This window comes from Amycolatopsis suaedae (assembly GCF_004214935.1).
GTDB classification, from domain to species: Bacteria; Actinomycetota; Actinomycetes; order Mycobacteriales; family Pseudonocardiaceae; genus Amycolatopsis; species Amycolatopsis suaedae.
In genome coordinates this window covers 130,676-143,424 of the sequence record NZ_SFCC01000022.1, presented here as the reverse complement: position 1 = coordinate 143,424, position 12,749 = coordinate 130,676, and the positions used below count along the sequence as shown (strand labels likewise).

At 72.4% G+C, this 12,749-nt stretch carries 12 protein-coding genes and 1 pseudogene; 7 read left to right on the top strand and 6 right to left on the bottom strand.

The window, feature by feature from the left end; all coding sequences use genetic code 11:
* The 3 genes and pseudogenes from EWH70_RS36400 to EWH70_RS33395 all read left to right on the top strand — a co-directional run.
* Nucleotides 1-120: pseudogene (locus EWH70_RS36400) on the top strand (lipoyl synthase); the annotation flags it as partial.
* A 13-nt stretch (nucleotides 121-133) separates the two neighbouring features.
* On the top strand, nucleotides 134-1,504 hold the full coding sequence (locus EWH70_RS33400; RefSeq protein ID WP_130479576.1) for an L-serine ammonia-lyase: 1,371 nt from the start codon (nucleotides 134-136) through the stop codon (nucleotides 1,502-1,504).
* A 43-nt stretch (nucleotides 1,505-1,547) separates the two neighbouring features.
* Complete coding sequence (locus EWH70_RS33395) at nucleotides 1,548-2,261, top strand: FadR/GntR family transcriptional regulator (RefSeq protein ID WP_165436524.1); 714 nt, start codon at nucleotides 1,548-1,550, stop codon at nucleotides 2,259-2,261.
* A 7-nt stretch (nucleotides 2,262-2,268) separates the two neighbouring features.
* Here the strand turns inward: EWH70_RS33395 and EWH70_RS33390 are convergent, their stop codons facing one another.
* The 3 genes from EWH70_RS33390 to EWH70_RS33380 form a co-directional block, all read right to left on the bottom strand.
* A complete protein-coding gene (locus EWH70_RS33390) occupies nucleotides 2,269-2,925 on the bottom strand; it encodes an O-methyltransferase (protein WP_130479575.1) in 657 nt (218 codons plus the stop codon).
* Between the two features lie 142 nt (nucleotides 2,926-3,067).
* Nucleotides 3,068-4,456: a sodium:solute symporter family protein gene (locus EWH70_RS33385; RefSeq protein ID WP_130479574.1), complete on the bottom strand. Its 1,389-nt coding sequence runs from the start codon at nucleotides 4,454-4,456 to the stop codon at nucleotides 3,068-3,070.
* A gap of 114 nt (nucleotides 4,457-4,570) precedes the next feature.
* Entirely contained in the window at nucleotides 4,571-5,659 is a 1,089-nt protein-coding gene (locus EWH70_RS33380; RefSeq protein ID WP_130479573.1) for a CdaR family transcriptional regulator, read from the bottom strand.
* A gap of 116 nt (nucleotides 5,660-5,775) precedes the next feature.
* Here EWH70_RS33380 and EWH70_RS33375 point away from each other — a divergent pair, with 116 nt between their 5' ends.
* Nucleotides 5,776-7,023, top strand: coding sequence for an NAD(P)/FAD-dependent oxidoreductase (locus EWH70_RS33375; protein ID WP_130479572.1), 1,248 nt, complete (start codon nucleotides 5,776-5,778; stop codon nucleotides 7,021-7,023).
* A gap of 383 nt (nucleotides 7,024-7,406) precedes the next feature.
* On the opposite strand, the gene EWH70_RS33370 is transcribed toward EWH70_RS33375, so the two are convergent.
* The 3 genes from EWH70_RS33370 to EWH70_RS33360 all read right to left on the bottom strand — a co-directional run bounded on the left by EWH70_RS33370 (nucleotide 7,407) and on the right by EWH70_RS33360 (nucleotide 9,796).
* A complete protein-coding gene (locus EWH70_RS33370) occupies nucleotides 7,407-8,237 on the bottom strand; it encodes an ABC transporter ATP-binding protein (RefSeq protein ID WP_240687360.1) in 831 nt (276 codons plus the stop codon).
* A gap of 53 nt (nucleotides 8,238-8,290) precedes the next feature.
* Nucleotides 8,291-8,497, bottom strand: a complete 207-nt coding sequence (locus EWH70_RS33365) for a hypothetical protein (RefSeq protein ID WP_130479571.1) — start codon at nucleotides 8,495-8,497, stop codon at nucleotides 8,291-8,293.
* A gap of 72 nt (nucleotides 8,498-8,569) precedes the next feature.
* The gene (locus EWH70_RS33360) at nucleotides 8,570-9,796 is read right to left on the bottom strand and encodes a multidrug effflux MFS transporter (RefSeq protein WP_240687359.1); all 1,227 of its coding nucleotides are present in this window, start codon (nucleotides 9,794-9,796) and stop codon (nucleotides 8,570-8,572) included.
* Nucleotides 9,797-9,859: 63 nt separating this feature from the next.
* Between EWH70_RS33360 and EWH70_RS33355 the strand changes: the two genes are divergently transcribed.
* From EWH70_RS33355 to EWH70_RS33345, 3 genes are read left to right on the top strand one after another with little or no spacing between them, the layout of a single operon-like run.
* Nucleotides 9,860-10,693, top strand: a complete 834-nt coding sequence (locus tag EWH70_RS33355) for an LLM class flavin-dependent oxidoreductase (RefSeq protein ID WP_130479569.1) — start codon at nucleotides 9,860-9,862, stop codon at nucleotides 10,691-10,693.
* 19 nt (nucleotides 10,694-10,712) lie between these two features.
* Entirely contained in the window at nucleotides 10,713-11,513 is an 801-nt protein-coding gene (locus tag EWH70_RS33350; protein ID WP_130479568.1) for a hypothetical protein, read from the top strand.
* A 31-nt stretch (nucleotides 11,514-11,544) separates the two neighbouring features.
* Nucleotides 11,545-12,705, top strand: coding sequence for a lactate 2-monooxygenase (locus tag EWH70_RS33345; protein WP_130479567.1), 1,161 nt, complete (start codon nucleotides 11,545-11,547; stop codon nucleotides 12,703-12,705).
* Nucleotides 12,706-12,749 lie beyond the last annotated feature (44 nt).

Sequence of the window (12,749 nt, the reverse complement as noted above, 5' to 3'; positions counted from 1 at the left end):
GCCGGACGGCTGTATGCCCAGACCAAGGCCCACCGCGGCGAACCCCTGCCCGAGCACCTGGCCCACCTCACCACCCAGGGCCCCGCCGCACAGGAAGCCAGCAGCCTGCTGAACAGGTAGGAAGAAGCGATCAATGGCGATCAGTGTTTTTGACCTGTTCTCGATCGGAATCGGACCGTCCAGCTCACACACGGTCGGCCCCATGCGGGCCGCCCGGACCTTTGTGGACGGTCTCGCCGAGTCCGGACAGCTCGCCTCGGCCACCCGGGTCAAGGCCGAGCTGTTCGGCTCGCTCGGCGCCACCGGGCACGGGCACGGCAGCGACAAGGCCGTGCTGCTCGGACTGGAGGGCGAACGGCCCGAGTCCGTCGACACCGACTCGGTCCCTGGCCGGGTCGCCCGCATCAAGGAAACCCGCAGGCTCACGTTGCTCGGCGACCGGGAGATCCGGTTCGACGTCGACGGCGACCTCGTCATGCACCGCCGCCGTTCGCTGCCCGCGCACCCCAACGGCATGACGTTCCAGGCGTTCGACGCCGGCGGCACCGTGCTGCGGGCGCGTACCTACTACTCGGTCGGCGGCGGGTTCGTCCGCGACGAGTCCTACGAGACCGACTCGGTCGTCGTCGAGGACAGCACCCCGGTGCCCTACCCGTTCCGTACCGGCGCCGACCTGCTGCGGCAGTGCACCGAGTCCGGCCTGCCGATCAGCGAGGTGATGCTGCGCAACGAGCTGGCCTGGCGGACGCGGGACGAGGTGCGCTCCGGGCTGCTGGACATCTGGCAGGTCATGGTCGACTGCGTGCACGCCGGGTGCGAGCACGACGGCGTCCTGCCCGGCGGGCTGAAGGTGCCGCGGCGGGCGCGGTCGCTGCACCAGAAGCTGCTCGCCGAGGACGGGCAGAACGACCCGCTCTACGCCATGGACTGGGTCAGCCTGTACGCGCTGGCCGTCAACGAGGAGAACGCCTCGGGCGGCCGGGTCGTCACCGCGCCCACCAACGGCGCCGCCGGGATCATTCCCGCCGTGCTGCACTACTACACCCGCTTCCTCGGCGGGACCGACGACGGCGTGGTGACGTTCCTGCTCACGGCGGGCGCGCTGGGGTCGGTGCTCAAGCAGACCGGGTCGATCTCCGGTGCCGAGGTCGGCTGCCAGGGCGAGGTCGGCTCAGCCTGCGCCATGGCCGCCGCCGGGCTGGCCGAGGTGCTGGGCGGCACGCCGGAGCAGGTGGAGAACGCCGCGGAGATCGGCGTCGAGCACCACCTGGGGCTGACCTGCGACCCGGTCGGCGGGCTGGTGCAGATCCCGTGCATCGAGCGCAACGCCGTCGGCGCGTCGAAGGCCATCCACGCCGCGCGGATGGCGTTGCGGGGCGACGGCAGCCATGTGGTCACCTTGGACAAGGCCATCAAGACCATGCGTGAGACCGGCGCCGACATGAAGGTCAAGTACAAGGAGACCGCCCGTGGCGGGCTCGCGGTGAACGTCATCGAGTGCTGACGGCCTCTATATTGAAGGTGATCTTTCACCGTCAGGAGGAGCCGTGCCCGACCATCCCGGGGTGAGCGCGGGCGACGCGTTGTTCCGGCCCGTGCGGGCGGGTAACGCGTTCGAGGAGACCGTCGAGCGGCTGCTGCAGGCCGTGCGGCTCGGTGTCGTCGGGGCGGGGGAGCGGCTGCCCGCCGAGCGGGAGCTGTCCGAGCGGCTCGGCGTCAGCAGGGTGACCCTGCGCGAGGCGCTGCGGGCGCTGTCCGACGCCGGGTACGTCGAGGCGCGGCGGGGCCGCTACGGCGGCACGTTCGTCCGCGAGGTGCTGCCGCGGCCGGCATCGGGTGCCGCAGGCCTGCCGGACCTGGAGGACACCCTGTGCCTGCGTTACGTCCTGGAGACCGGCGCGGCGGAGATGGCCGCGGCGCGCACGCTCAGCCAGGCCGAGCGGCAGCACCTGACCGGGACGCTCGCGGACAGCTCGGAGGGTGACCCGGCCGACTACCGGCGCCGCGACTCCCGGCTGCACCTGGCCATCGCGGAGGTCACCGCGTCCGGCTCGCTGACCACCGCCGTCGCCGACGTGCGGATGCGGGTCAACCGGCTGCTGGACGAGATCCCGCAGCTGGAGGCCAACCTGGAGCACTCCAACCGGCAGCACGCGGCGATCGTCGACGCCATCCTGGCAGGCGACCCCGCCGGTGCCCGGCACGCGATGGCCGAGCACATCGACGGCACCGCGTCCCTGCTGCGCGGCTTCCTGCGCTGACCCCGGGTCAGGACACGACGAGGGCGATGGTCAGGCCGTCGTAGCCCTTGCCGCCGACGGTCTGCAACGCGGTGGCGTCCACCCGCGGCTCGGCCGCGATCACGTCGTGCAGCTCGCGGGTGCCCCGCACCGACGGATCCGTCGAGTCCTCGTCCGCGACGGCGCCGCCGCGCACGGTGTTGTCCACGACGATCACCCCGCCGGGACGCGACATCCGCAGCGCCTGCCGGAAGTACTCCGGGTTGTTGACCTTGTCCGCGTCGATGAACGCCAGGTCGAACGGGCCCTCCAGGCCCGGCAGGGTGTCCAGTGCGGCGCCCACCCGGATGTCGACCAGCTCGCCCACCCCGGCGGCGTCGACGTTGCGCCTGGCCACCTCGGCGTGCTTCGGCTCGTACTCCAGCGTCACCAGCCGCCCGTCCGGCGGCAGCGCCCTGGCCAGCCAGATCGTCGAGTAGCCGCCGAGCGTGCCGACCTCCAGGACCGACCGCGCGCCGATCATCCTGGCCAGCAGGTTCAGCAGCTTGCCCTGGCTGCCGGTGACCGCGATGTCCGGCAGGCCGGCCTCGGCGCTGGCCACCAGGGCCTTCTCCAGGGCGGCGTCGGATCGGACGACGGTGTCCTCGAAGTAGCTGTCGACGGAGTTCCAGGTCGCTTGGTTCACCCCGTCAACCTACTCCTCGGGCCGGTGCTTGATCACCTCGTCGATGTAGAACCGGACGCCGAGGACACCGATGTAGAGGGTGACCAGGATGACGACGGCGGGGATGCCGTAGACCAGCAGGCTGAACATGGGTTCCTCCGGATCAGGCCGCGGCCGGCGTACGGCGGCCGGTGAGCAGGTAGGTCAGCCCGAAGGCCAGCAGGTTGGCGGCGACCCCGGCGACGGTGCCGTTGACGCCCAGCGGTTCGTCCAGCACCCAGGTCCACACCGCGGCGACCGTGCCGCCCGCGACGATGGCCGCGACGGCGGCCGCGCCGTTGCGGGCCCTGGCCAGCACCGCGAACAGCAGCGGGACGACGATCGTCGGCGCCCACATCGAGTACGAGTACAGCAGAGCGTCCACAATGGACGGAACGCTGATGGCGAACACGATGGCGGCGATCCCGACCCCGACGCTGAGCGCCCGTTCCAGCCACACCCGGCGCCTCGGGCTGATGTCCGGGTTGACGAACGGCAGGTAGATGTCCTTGACGAACACCACCGCGATCGAGTTCAGATATGAACTCGCGGTGGACATCACGACGGCCAGCAGGGCGGCCACGACCAGGCCGACCAGTCCGGCGGGCAGCAGCCGCAACACGATCGTGGGCAGCGCCTGATCGCCCGCGACGCCGGGGAAGAGCACCAGCGCCACCAGTCCCAGCGTCGCGGTGACGAAGTAGAACAGCAGCGCGAAGAACCCGGACAGCACCATGCCCTTGCGGGCGTTACGCCCGTCCGGGGTGGAGAAGGTGCGCTGGGCGTACGGCGGAACCAGGGCCTCGCCGAGCAGGAACGCGACGAACAAGGCCAGCAGCGGCCAGAACCCGTAGCTCCCGGTCAGGGTCAGGTGCTGGCCGGGCAGCGCCGCCAGCAACTCGGCGGGCCCGCCCACCTCGCCGAGCGCGACCAGCAGCGTCACCGGCAGGAACACCCCGAGGAAGACGAACTGGAGCATGTCGGTCTGGATGACCGCCCAGGCGCCGCCGAACGAGGAGTACAGCACCACCACGCCCATCCCGACGATGATCGAGGGAACCGTCGGCAGGCCGAGGGTGGCGTTGACGACCGTGCCGACCGCCAGCGCCTGCGCGCCGAGGATGCCCGCGCACAGGGCGATCGACAGGATCCCGGTGAGCAGCCGCGCGGTACGGCCGTAGTGCTTGTCCATGACGTCGCCGACGGTGTGCGCGCCGAGGTAACGCTTAAGCCGCGGCGCCACGAACCAGCCGACGAGGATGAACTGCACGCCGAACGCGAAGTAGGCGAACATGTAGGAGTAGCCGTCGCGGAACACCGCACCGGCGTTGCCCAGCGACGAGCCGCCGCCGAGGAACGCGGCGGCGAGACTGCCGAAGAAGATCGGCCAGGTGATCCGGTTCCCGGCGACCGCGAAGTCGTCCGAGGTCTTCACCCGGCGCACGGTCTGCACGCCGATCACGACCAGCAGTCCGAAGTAGACGACGAGCATGGCCCAGTCCAGAACGGTCATGGCGCCTCCTCTGGCGACGTGAGGTGCATCACCCTACGGCGGGCCACCGAGGCGGTCATGAGACGAACCGGCCGATATCCGCTGGTCAGGACATGATCGAACTGTACGTTTCGTCTAAGGGGTGATCAGGCAGGCGAGGTACAGGGCGATCCCGTCGGCGGCGTCGCGGGGGTTGCGGCCGCTGGTCCTGGCGATGCGGTCCAGCCGGTACAGCAGCGTGTTGCGGTGGACGTGCAGCCGCTCCGCGGCACGGACCAGGTTGAACCCGCCCTCCGCCCAGGCCAGCAGGGTCTGCCTGGTCACCGGCCAGGCCGGCTCGGCGGGCAGCGTGCCCAGCTGGGTCTCGGCGTAGCGCTGCCTGGCGTGCGGCCCGGCGGTCTCCAGCAGCTGGTGCACGCGCAGTGCCTCGGCCGGGTAGACCTGGCTGTCCGGCATGGCCGTGGGCCCGAGCCGGACGGCGGCCGCGGCGTCGGTGCAGGACTCGTGCAGTCCGGCCAGGTCGGTGGCGGCCGGGCCGTGGCCGATCCTCGCCTCCGTCCCGTGCCGTTCCCGCAGCAGCGCCACCAGCCGTCCGCACCGGGCGGTGATGTCGCCGGTGACGTGGTGCAGCACCACGACCCGGCCCGCCGCGGGCTCGGCTACCACGTCCTGCGTGCCGCTGAACTCCTCGCGCACCGTGTGCGGCCTGCCGGGCTCCACGACGATCGCCGCCCGGCGCAGCCGCAGGTCGACCCCCAGCTCGCCGGCCCTGGCGTGGATGGCGGCCGGGTCGGCGACGGCCGGGTCGAAGAAGACGACGTCGCGGACCAGGCCGGCCAGCGCGTGCTCGCGCAGCAGCCGGTCCCGCTGGGACACCGACTCCCGCAGCAGGATCTCGGTCTGCCTGCGCACCATGAGGCCGAACTGCCGCACGCGCCGCGGCTGACCGGTCAGCCCCACCGTCCCGACGGCCTCGCCGCCGTGGGTGATCGGCAGCGTGATTCCCGGCAGGACTCCCCGCAGGGCACGGGCCTGCTCGGCGGTGTGCGTGGCCGGGCGCAGCGTGTCCAGCACTTCCGCCGACGCCTCGTGGACCGTGCCGACCCTGGTCGGGTCGCCGCTGCCGATGACCGTGCCCTCCCGGTCGGTGATCAGCACGTTGAGGCCGAGGATCTGGCTGGTCTCGGCCGCGATCTCCTGGGCCAGCTCGGGAGTCAGCACCATGTGCGGATCGTACAGCCGTGGCCGTACTGGGGTGCTGCTGTTGGGACGCTTCGTCCGATGCCCATGTGGGCGGTAGCGCCTAGCGTCGGGCGGACAGGCGACGCGGGGAGGCAGCGATGGTGCGTTCGGTGACGGTCGTCGGCGGTGGGCTGATCGGGCTGTGCTCGGCGTACTTCCTGCGCGAGGCCGGATTCGACGTCACGGTCCTCGAACGCGGCCGGGTCGGAGGCGGGGCGTCGCGGGGCAACGCCGGTGAGATCTGCCCCGACCTGGTCACGCCGCTGCCCGCGCCGGGCGTGATCGGGCCGGCGCTGCGAGGCCTGCCGCGGCAAGACAGCGCGCTCTACGTCCGCCCGCGGCCGAGCCTGGACCTGGTGCGCTTCCTCGCCCGGTTCGCCCGCAACACCACCCGCCGCCGGTACGCCGGGGGAGTGGCGGCGCTGGGGCGGCTGGCGGCGGGCACGTTCGGTCTCTTCGACGAGATGGCGGCCGCCGGGGCCGACGCCGACCCCGTCCGGGAGGGCTTCCTGTTCGCGTTCGGCTCGGCGGAGTCCGCGCGGGCGGCACTGGCCGGAGTCCGGCGGATCGGCGCCCCGGCCGGGCCGCTGCTGGCCGGAGCGGACCTGGCCGCGGCCGAGCCGGCCCTCGGCCCCGCCGCGCGTGCCGGATTCCTGGTGGCCGACCAGCGTTCGGTCGACCCGGCGCTGTTCGTCGACCGGCTCGCCGCGACCCTGCGCCAGCGCGGAGTGCGCATCGTCGAGGGGGCCAGGGTGACCGCGGTCGGCGAGTCGGGCGGGCGGGCCAGGGCCCGCGGCTTTCTCGGCGACCACGAGGCGGACGCGGTCGTCATCGCGGCAGGCGTCTGGTCGACGGCGCTGTGCCGGCGGCTCGGCGTGGGGCTGGACCTGTTCCCCGGCAAGGGATACAGCTTCTCGGTCGACGCCGGGCAGCAGCCGCGCCGGGTCATCCACCTCGGTGACGCGCGGGTGGTGCTCACGCCGATGGGGCAGCGGGTGCGGGTGGCGGGCACGATGGAGTTCGACCGCGACCCGGAGGCGTTCTCCGCCCTGCGCGTCGAGGCGATCGCCGTCGCGGCACGGGACTACCTGCGCGGCGTCGACTGGACCGCACGCCGGGACGAGTGGGTGGGTGCCAGGGTGATGACGCCGGACGGCCTGCCCGTGGTGGGCGCCGTGCCCGGCCGGTCGCGGATCCTGGTGGCGTCCGGGCACAACATGCTGGGCCTGATGCTCGGCCCGGCCACCGGCCGCCTGGTCGCCGACCTGCTGTGCGGGCGGGCCGACGCCCGGCTGGCCGCGTCCCTGGACCCGGCCCGCCTGGCCCGCCGCGTCCGTCCCCGGTGAGGCCCGGTGCCCGGCACGCCGGGTTGCTGCCTTACGGGTGTGGCTGGTGTGGTCCCGGCCGCCAGGTCGAAGCTCGTGAAGGCCACCTTCATTACGTGTGACGTGGTGATGGTGGCCTTCACGTGCTGTGAGGGTTGGCGGGGTTGCCTCGTTCGTGGTGGCGGGTGGGGTGGTTGTCGTGTCTGGGACCGGTGGGGCGGGAACGGGCGACTCGCGGGTCCGGAACGGACAACTCGCGCGCCGGGAACGTAAGACTCGCGCGAACGGACCGTTCACCGAGCGACCGGCACCAGGTGAGAATCCCGTCCGCATCGTGACTTTGCCGGGGCCTGGCACCAGACGCTGTGAGCGCCCCCTTCACGGCACGTCGCGGACGCAGCGGGTCAGCGGCGCGCCTTCGGGATCACCAGGGGAGTGCCGGTCTGCGGGCAGGGCATCACCTGGCAGGGCAGCGCGAAGATCTCCTCCACGTTCTCCGCGGTGACCACCTCGTCCGGCGTGCCGGTGGCGACGATGCGGCCGTCGCGCATGGCGATCATGTGCGTGGCGTAGCGGGCCGCGTGGTTGAGGTCGTGCAGCACGGCGACCAGCGTCCGGCCCTGCTTGGCGTGCAGCTCGGCACACAGGTCGAGCACGTCGAGCTGGTGGGCGATGTCGAGGTAGGTGGTCGGCTCGTCGAGCAGCAGCAGGTCGGTCTGCTGGGCCAGCGCCATCGCCATCCACACCCGCTGCCGCTGCCCGCCGGACAGCTCGTCGACCAGCCGCTCGGCCAGGTCGGCCACACCGGTGGCCTCCATCGACTCGGCCACGACGGTGGCGTCCTCCCGCGACCACTGCCGCAGCAGCCGCTGGTGCGGGTACCGGCCGCGGGCGACGAGGTCGGCGACGGTGATCCCGTCCGGCGCCACCGACGTCTGCGGCAGCAGGCCGAGCTTGCGGGCCACCTGCTTGACCGGCTGCGAGGTGATGACCTGGCCGTCCAGGTAGACCGATCCGCTGCGGGGCTTGAGCATGCGGGACAGGGCACGCAGCAGGGTGGTCTTGCCGCAGGCGTTGGGGCCGACGATCACCGTGAACGAGTGATCGGGCACCACGACGCCGAGTTCCTCGGCGACGACCCTGCCGTCGTAGGCGAGGGTGAGCCCGGCGGCGTGCAGACGGCTGGGCTCGAGGTCGGCGTCCGCGGGCGCGTCGAGGATCTTCGCAGCTTCCACGGAGGTTAGGCTAACCTACCGGGTGACCCCGTTTCGAGTGAGCCGGATAACGGTCACGGCTCGGAGCCGGCCTGGGCCACGGCCACCACGGCGTCCCGCAGCGCGGCGCGCAGCCTGCCGACGTCCAGTGGTCCCAGCACCGCCGCCTCGCCGGGCGGCGCCACCAATACCACTCTGTCGTTGCTGGTGAAGATGGTGAGGTCCCGTTTCCTGCCGGCGAGATCCCGGCAGCTGACAGACCACTCGTCCCGGGCCGCCATGGCTGTCGCCCTCCGCTCCTGTCCCCGACTCACGGTGGGGAAACGCCCCTGGCGGCCCGGCATGACGCGAACTCAGGCGGTTTTCTCCGCTGCCGGCCCCGAACGGGTGAGCGTCGCGAACGCCACCAGCGCCGCGACGGCGAACGCGGCCATCACCGCGCCCATCGGCACCGCGGACCCGCCGCCGGCCAGGCCGACGAGCGGCGCCGCCAGCCCGCCGACGACGAACTGCAGCACGCCGAGCAGCGCCGACGCCGCCCCCGCGTGGTGACCGTGCTCGGCCAGCGCCAGCGAGCTGGCGTTCGGCATCACCATGCCGATGCTGGAGATCACCACGAACAGCGGCACCAGCACGCCGAGCATCGGCGCGCCCGCGGCGGCCGTCACGACGACACCGGCGCCGCCCGCGGTCGCCAGCAGGAGCCCGGTACGCAGCAACGTCCGCTCGCCGGCGAGCCTGCCGACGATCCGCCCGTTGAGCTGCCCGAGCAGTACCAGGCCCAGGCTGTTCACCCCGAACACGACGCTGTACTGCTGCGGGCTGAGCCCGTACACCTCCTGCAGCGCGAACGGCGACCCGGCGATGTAGGCGAAGATCGCGCCGAACAGCAGCCCGGACGCCAGCGCGTAGCCGAGGAACCGGCGGTCGGCGAGCAGGCCGCGGTAGGTCCGCAGGGTCGGGACCAGCCGTGCCGGGCGCCGCGCCTCGGGCGGCAGCGGCTCGGGCAGCGCCAGCGCGCACACGGCCAGCAGCAGCACGCCGAAGCCGGTCAGCACCAGGAACACCCCGCGCCACGAGGTGAGCGTCAGGATCTGCCCGCCCAGCGCCGGTGCCAGGATCGGCGCGAGACCGTTGACCAGCATCAGCATCGAGAAGAACCGCGTCATGGCGACGCCGGAGTACAGGTCGCGCACGGTCGCCCTGGCCACGACGATCCCCGCCGCGGCACCCATCGCCTGCAGCACCCTGGCCGCCACCAGCAGCTCGGCCGTCGGCGCGAACGCGCACAACGCGGACGCGACTGCGTAGACCGCGAGCCCGGCCAGCAGCGGGCGGCGCCTGCCGAGCGCGTCGGACAGCGGGCCGAGCACCAGCTGGCCGATCGCCAGGCCGACGATGAAGCCGGCCAGGGTCAGCTGCAGGGTCGACGGGTTGCTGTGCAGATCGGTGGTCATCGCCGGCAGTGCCGGCAGGTACATGTCGATCGACAGCGGCGCGAACGCCGACAAGCCGCCGAGAATAAGGACGTACCGTGCGGTGTTGTTGTGAACCGGGGCCGTGGTCGCGGTCGTGGTCAACTGCCCTCCTCCTGTCGACCAGTTAACTTGCATTGGGTTACTAAATATTCCGGAGGTGGAGAGATGGCCGACTTCGGGCGAGAGATCAGCTCCGGCTACTTCCTGGTGCCCGACGCCGCCGCGCCGCTGCTGGACACCGCACGCGAGCTGGACCGGCTCGGCTACGACTACCTGGGCATCCAGGACCACCCCTACCAGCGGCGCTACGTCGACACGTTCGCGCTGGCCGGCATGGTGCTCGGGGTGACGTCGCGGATCACCGTCTTCCCCGACGTCGCCAACCTCGCCCTGCGCGATCCGGCGATCCTCGCCAAGACCGCGGCCAGCTTCGACCTGCTGTCCGGTGGCCGGTTCGAGCTGGGCCTGGGCACCGGCGCGTTCTGGGATGCCATCGAGGCCTTCGGCGGACCGCGTCGCACGCCTGGCCAGGCGCTCGCCGCGCAGGCCGAGGCCATCACAGTCATCCGCAAGCTGTGGAGCGGCGAGCGCAATCTGCGCTTCGACGGCGACCACTACCGCCTCGCCGGTGCCCAGTCCGGCCCGGTGCCGACGCGGCCGATCGGGATCTGGCTGGGCTCGCAGGGGCCGAAGGCGCTGCGCCTGCTCGCCGAGCGGGCCGACGGCTGGGTGGTGTCACTGCAGGGCGACGTCGAGCCGATCGTCCGCAAGACGGCGTTGCTCGACGCCGCCGCTGCCGACGCGGGCCGCGACCCCGGCGAGATCCGCCGCGTGCTCAACGTCCAGGGCCCGGCGGACGCCGGCCAGCTGACCGAGCTGGCGGTGGGCCTGGGCTTCGACACGTTCGTCCTGTGGGCGCGGGAGCCGGGGACCGAGCGGGCGTTCGCCGAGGAGGTGCTGCCCGCCGTGCGCGAGCAGGTCGCGCGGGAGCGGCGGTAACCGGTAGGTTTCCCGGCTGGTGAACACCCTGTCGATCGCCGCCGCCGCCGTGTCGTTCAGTGCTGCCCTCGTCACCGTCCTGCTCGGCGGGCTGTTCGAGAGCAGACGCCGCGCGGCGGACCGGGCCGCCGAGAAACGCCATCGGGTCAACCGCTACCGCGATCCGCTGCTGCAGGCCACCGCCTCGCTGCACGGCAGGCTCGCCAACGCGCTCGGCGGCATCGACTTCAAGCTGGAGGACATCCCCCGCCACGCCAGGGTCGCCGACTACGACAGCCTCTACCGGTTCGCCAACTACCTCGGCTGGGTGGAGATCCTGTTCCGCGAGGTGCACTTCCTCGACCTGGGCAGCCGCCGGGCCAACACCCGGCTGATCGAACGGCTCGGCGACATGCACGGGGCGCTGAACAAGCCGATCGCCGACGACCAGCTGTTCCGGCTGTTCGCGATGGAACAGCGTGCGCTCGGGGAGCTGATGATGGCCGATCCGGTCGAGGGCGAGGACCGGCGCAGGTGCATCGGCTACGTCGAGTTCTGCCGCAGGCTCGACGGTGATCCCGAGTACCGCCGGTGGTTCCAGCCGCTGCTGGACGACATCGGCACCTACCTCGCCCACCGCGGCGGGCCCGGCCAGTACCGTCCCGGCGAGCTGCGGCTGATCATGGCGCACAACGCGCTGCTGGAACTCATGCGGGTACTCGACCGCAGGGCCATCTGGAACTTCGTGACCAAGGACCACAAGCTCCTGCCGGTCGAGGACGCCGTCGAACGGCACACCCGCCACCACGGCCGCCCGCCGTTCGGGCAGGCAGCGGGGTAGGGTCGGCAGCTCCCAGACGCGAGGAGGTTCCGTGGGCCGGTTCGGCGACTACCAGAACGAGCTCTACCTCCAGGGGCTGGCCGGTGCGGTGCCGCCGTTCACCACGGATCCGGGCAAACTCGAGGACGCCGCGCGCCAGGTGCTGGACCCGAAACCGTTCGGCTACGTCGCCGGCGGCGCCGGGGCGGGCGCGACCGTGCGGGCCAACCGGGAGGCGTTCGACCGCTGGCGGATCGTGCCCCGCATGCTCACCGACGCCACCGACCGCCGCCTGGCCACGACCGTGCTGGGTACCGCGATGCCCGCGCCACTGCTGCTCGCGCCCGTCGGCGTGCAGACCATCGTCCACCCCGACGGCGAGCTGGCCACCGCACGCGCGGCCGCCTCGCTGGGCGTGCCGATGGTGCTGTCGACGGCGTCGTCGCACTCGATCGAGGACGTCGCGGCCGCCAACGGCGAGGGCCCGCGCTGGTTCCAGCTGTACTGGCCGCACGACCCCGAGGTCTGCGCCAGCCTGCTGAGCCGGGCCAAGGACGCCGGCTACACGGTGCTGGTGGTCACCCTGGACACCTGGACGCTGGCCTGGCGGCCCACCGACCTCGACCACGCCTACCTGCCGTTCCTCAACGGCGAGGGCATGGCCTGCGCGCTGTCCGACCCGGTGTTCCGCAGCAGGCTCGACAAGGCGCCCGAGGACGACCTGCCCTCGGCCATCCTGCGCTGGCTGGGCATGGTCAACGGCGCCGACCACGGCTGGAACCAGCTGCCCGCGCTGCGCGAGCACTGGGACGGCCCGATCGTCCTCAAAGGAATCCAGCACGTCGACGACGCCCGCCGCGCCGCCGACGCCGGAATGGACGGCATCGTGGTGTCCAACCACGGCGGCAGGCAGGTCGACGGCGCCGTCGGCTCGCTGGACGTGCTGCCCGAGATCGCCGCCGCGGTCGGCGACCGGCTGGAGGTGCTGTTCGACTCCGGTGTCCGCACCGGCGCCGACATCGTCAAGGCACTGGCGCTGGGCGCCAGGGCCGTGCTGCTGGGCAGGCCCTACGTCTACGGGCTGGCGCACGGCGGCGAGGACGGCGTCCGGCACGTCCTGCGTGGCCTGCTGGCCGACCTGGACATGACCGTCGGACTGTCCGGCAACCGCGCCGTCACCGCGCTGCACCCGGGCATCCTGCGGCGGAGCTGACCGGCGGAAAACCGCTGGCCCCCGGGCGTAAACTGGGGGCCGCG

Coding starts and splice junctions, on each gene's coding strand:
- EWH70_RS33400 (WP_130479576.1), top strand. CDS start 134: ATGGCGATCAGTGTTTTTGACCTGTTCTCGATCGGAATCGGACCGTCC.
- EWH70_RS33385 (WP_130479574.1), bottom strand. CDS start 4,456: ATGACCGTTCTGGACTGGGCCATGCTCGTCGTCTACTTCGGACTGCTG.
- EWH70_RS33380 (WP_130479573.1), bottom strand. CDS start 5,659: ATGGTGCTGACTCCCGAGCTGGCCCAGGAGATCGCGGCCGAGACCAGC.
- EWH70_RS33375 (WP_130479572.1), top strand. CDS start 5,776: ATGGTGCGTTCGGTGACGGTCGTCGGCGGTGGGCTGATCGGGCTGTGC.
- EWH70_RS33365 (WP_130479571.1), bottom strand. CDS start 8,497: ATGGCGGCCCGGGACGAGTGGTCTGTCAGCTGCCGGGATCTCGCCGGC.
- EWH70_RS33355 (WP_130479569.1), top strand. CDS start 9,860: ATGGCCGACTTCGGGCGAGAGATCAGCTCCGGCTACTTCCTGGTGCCC.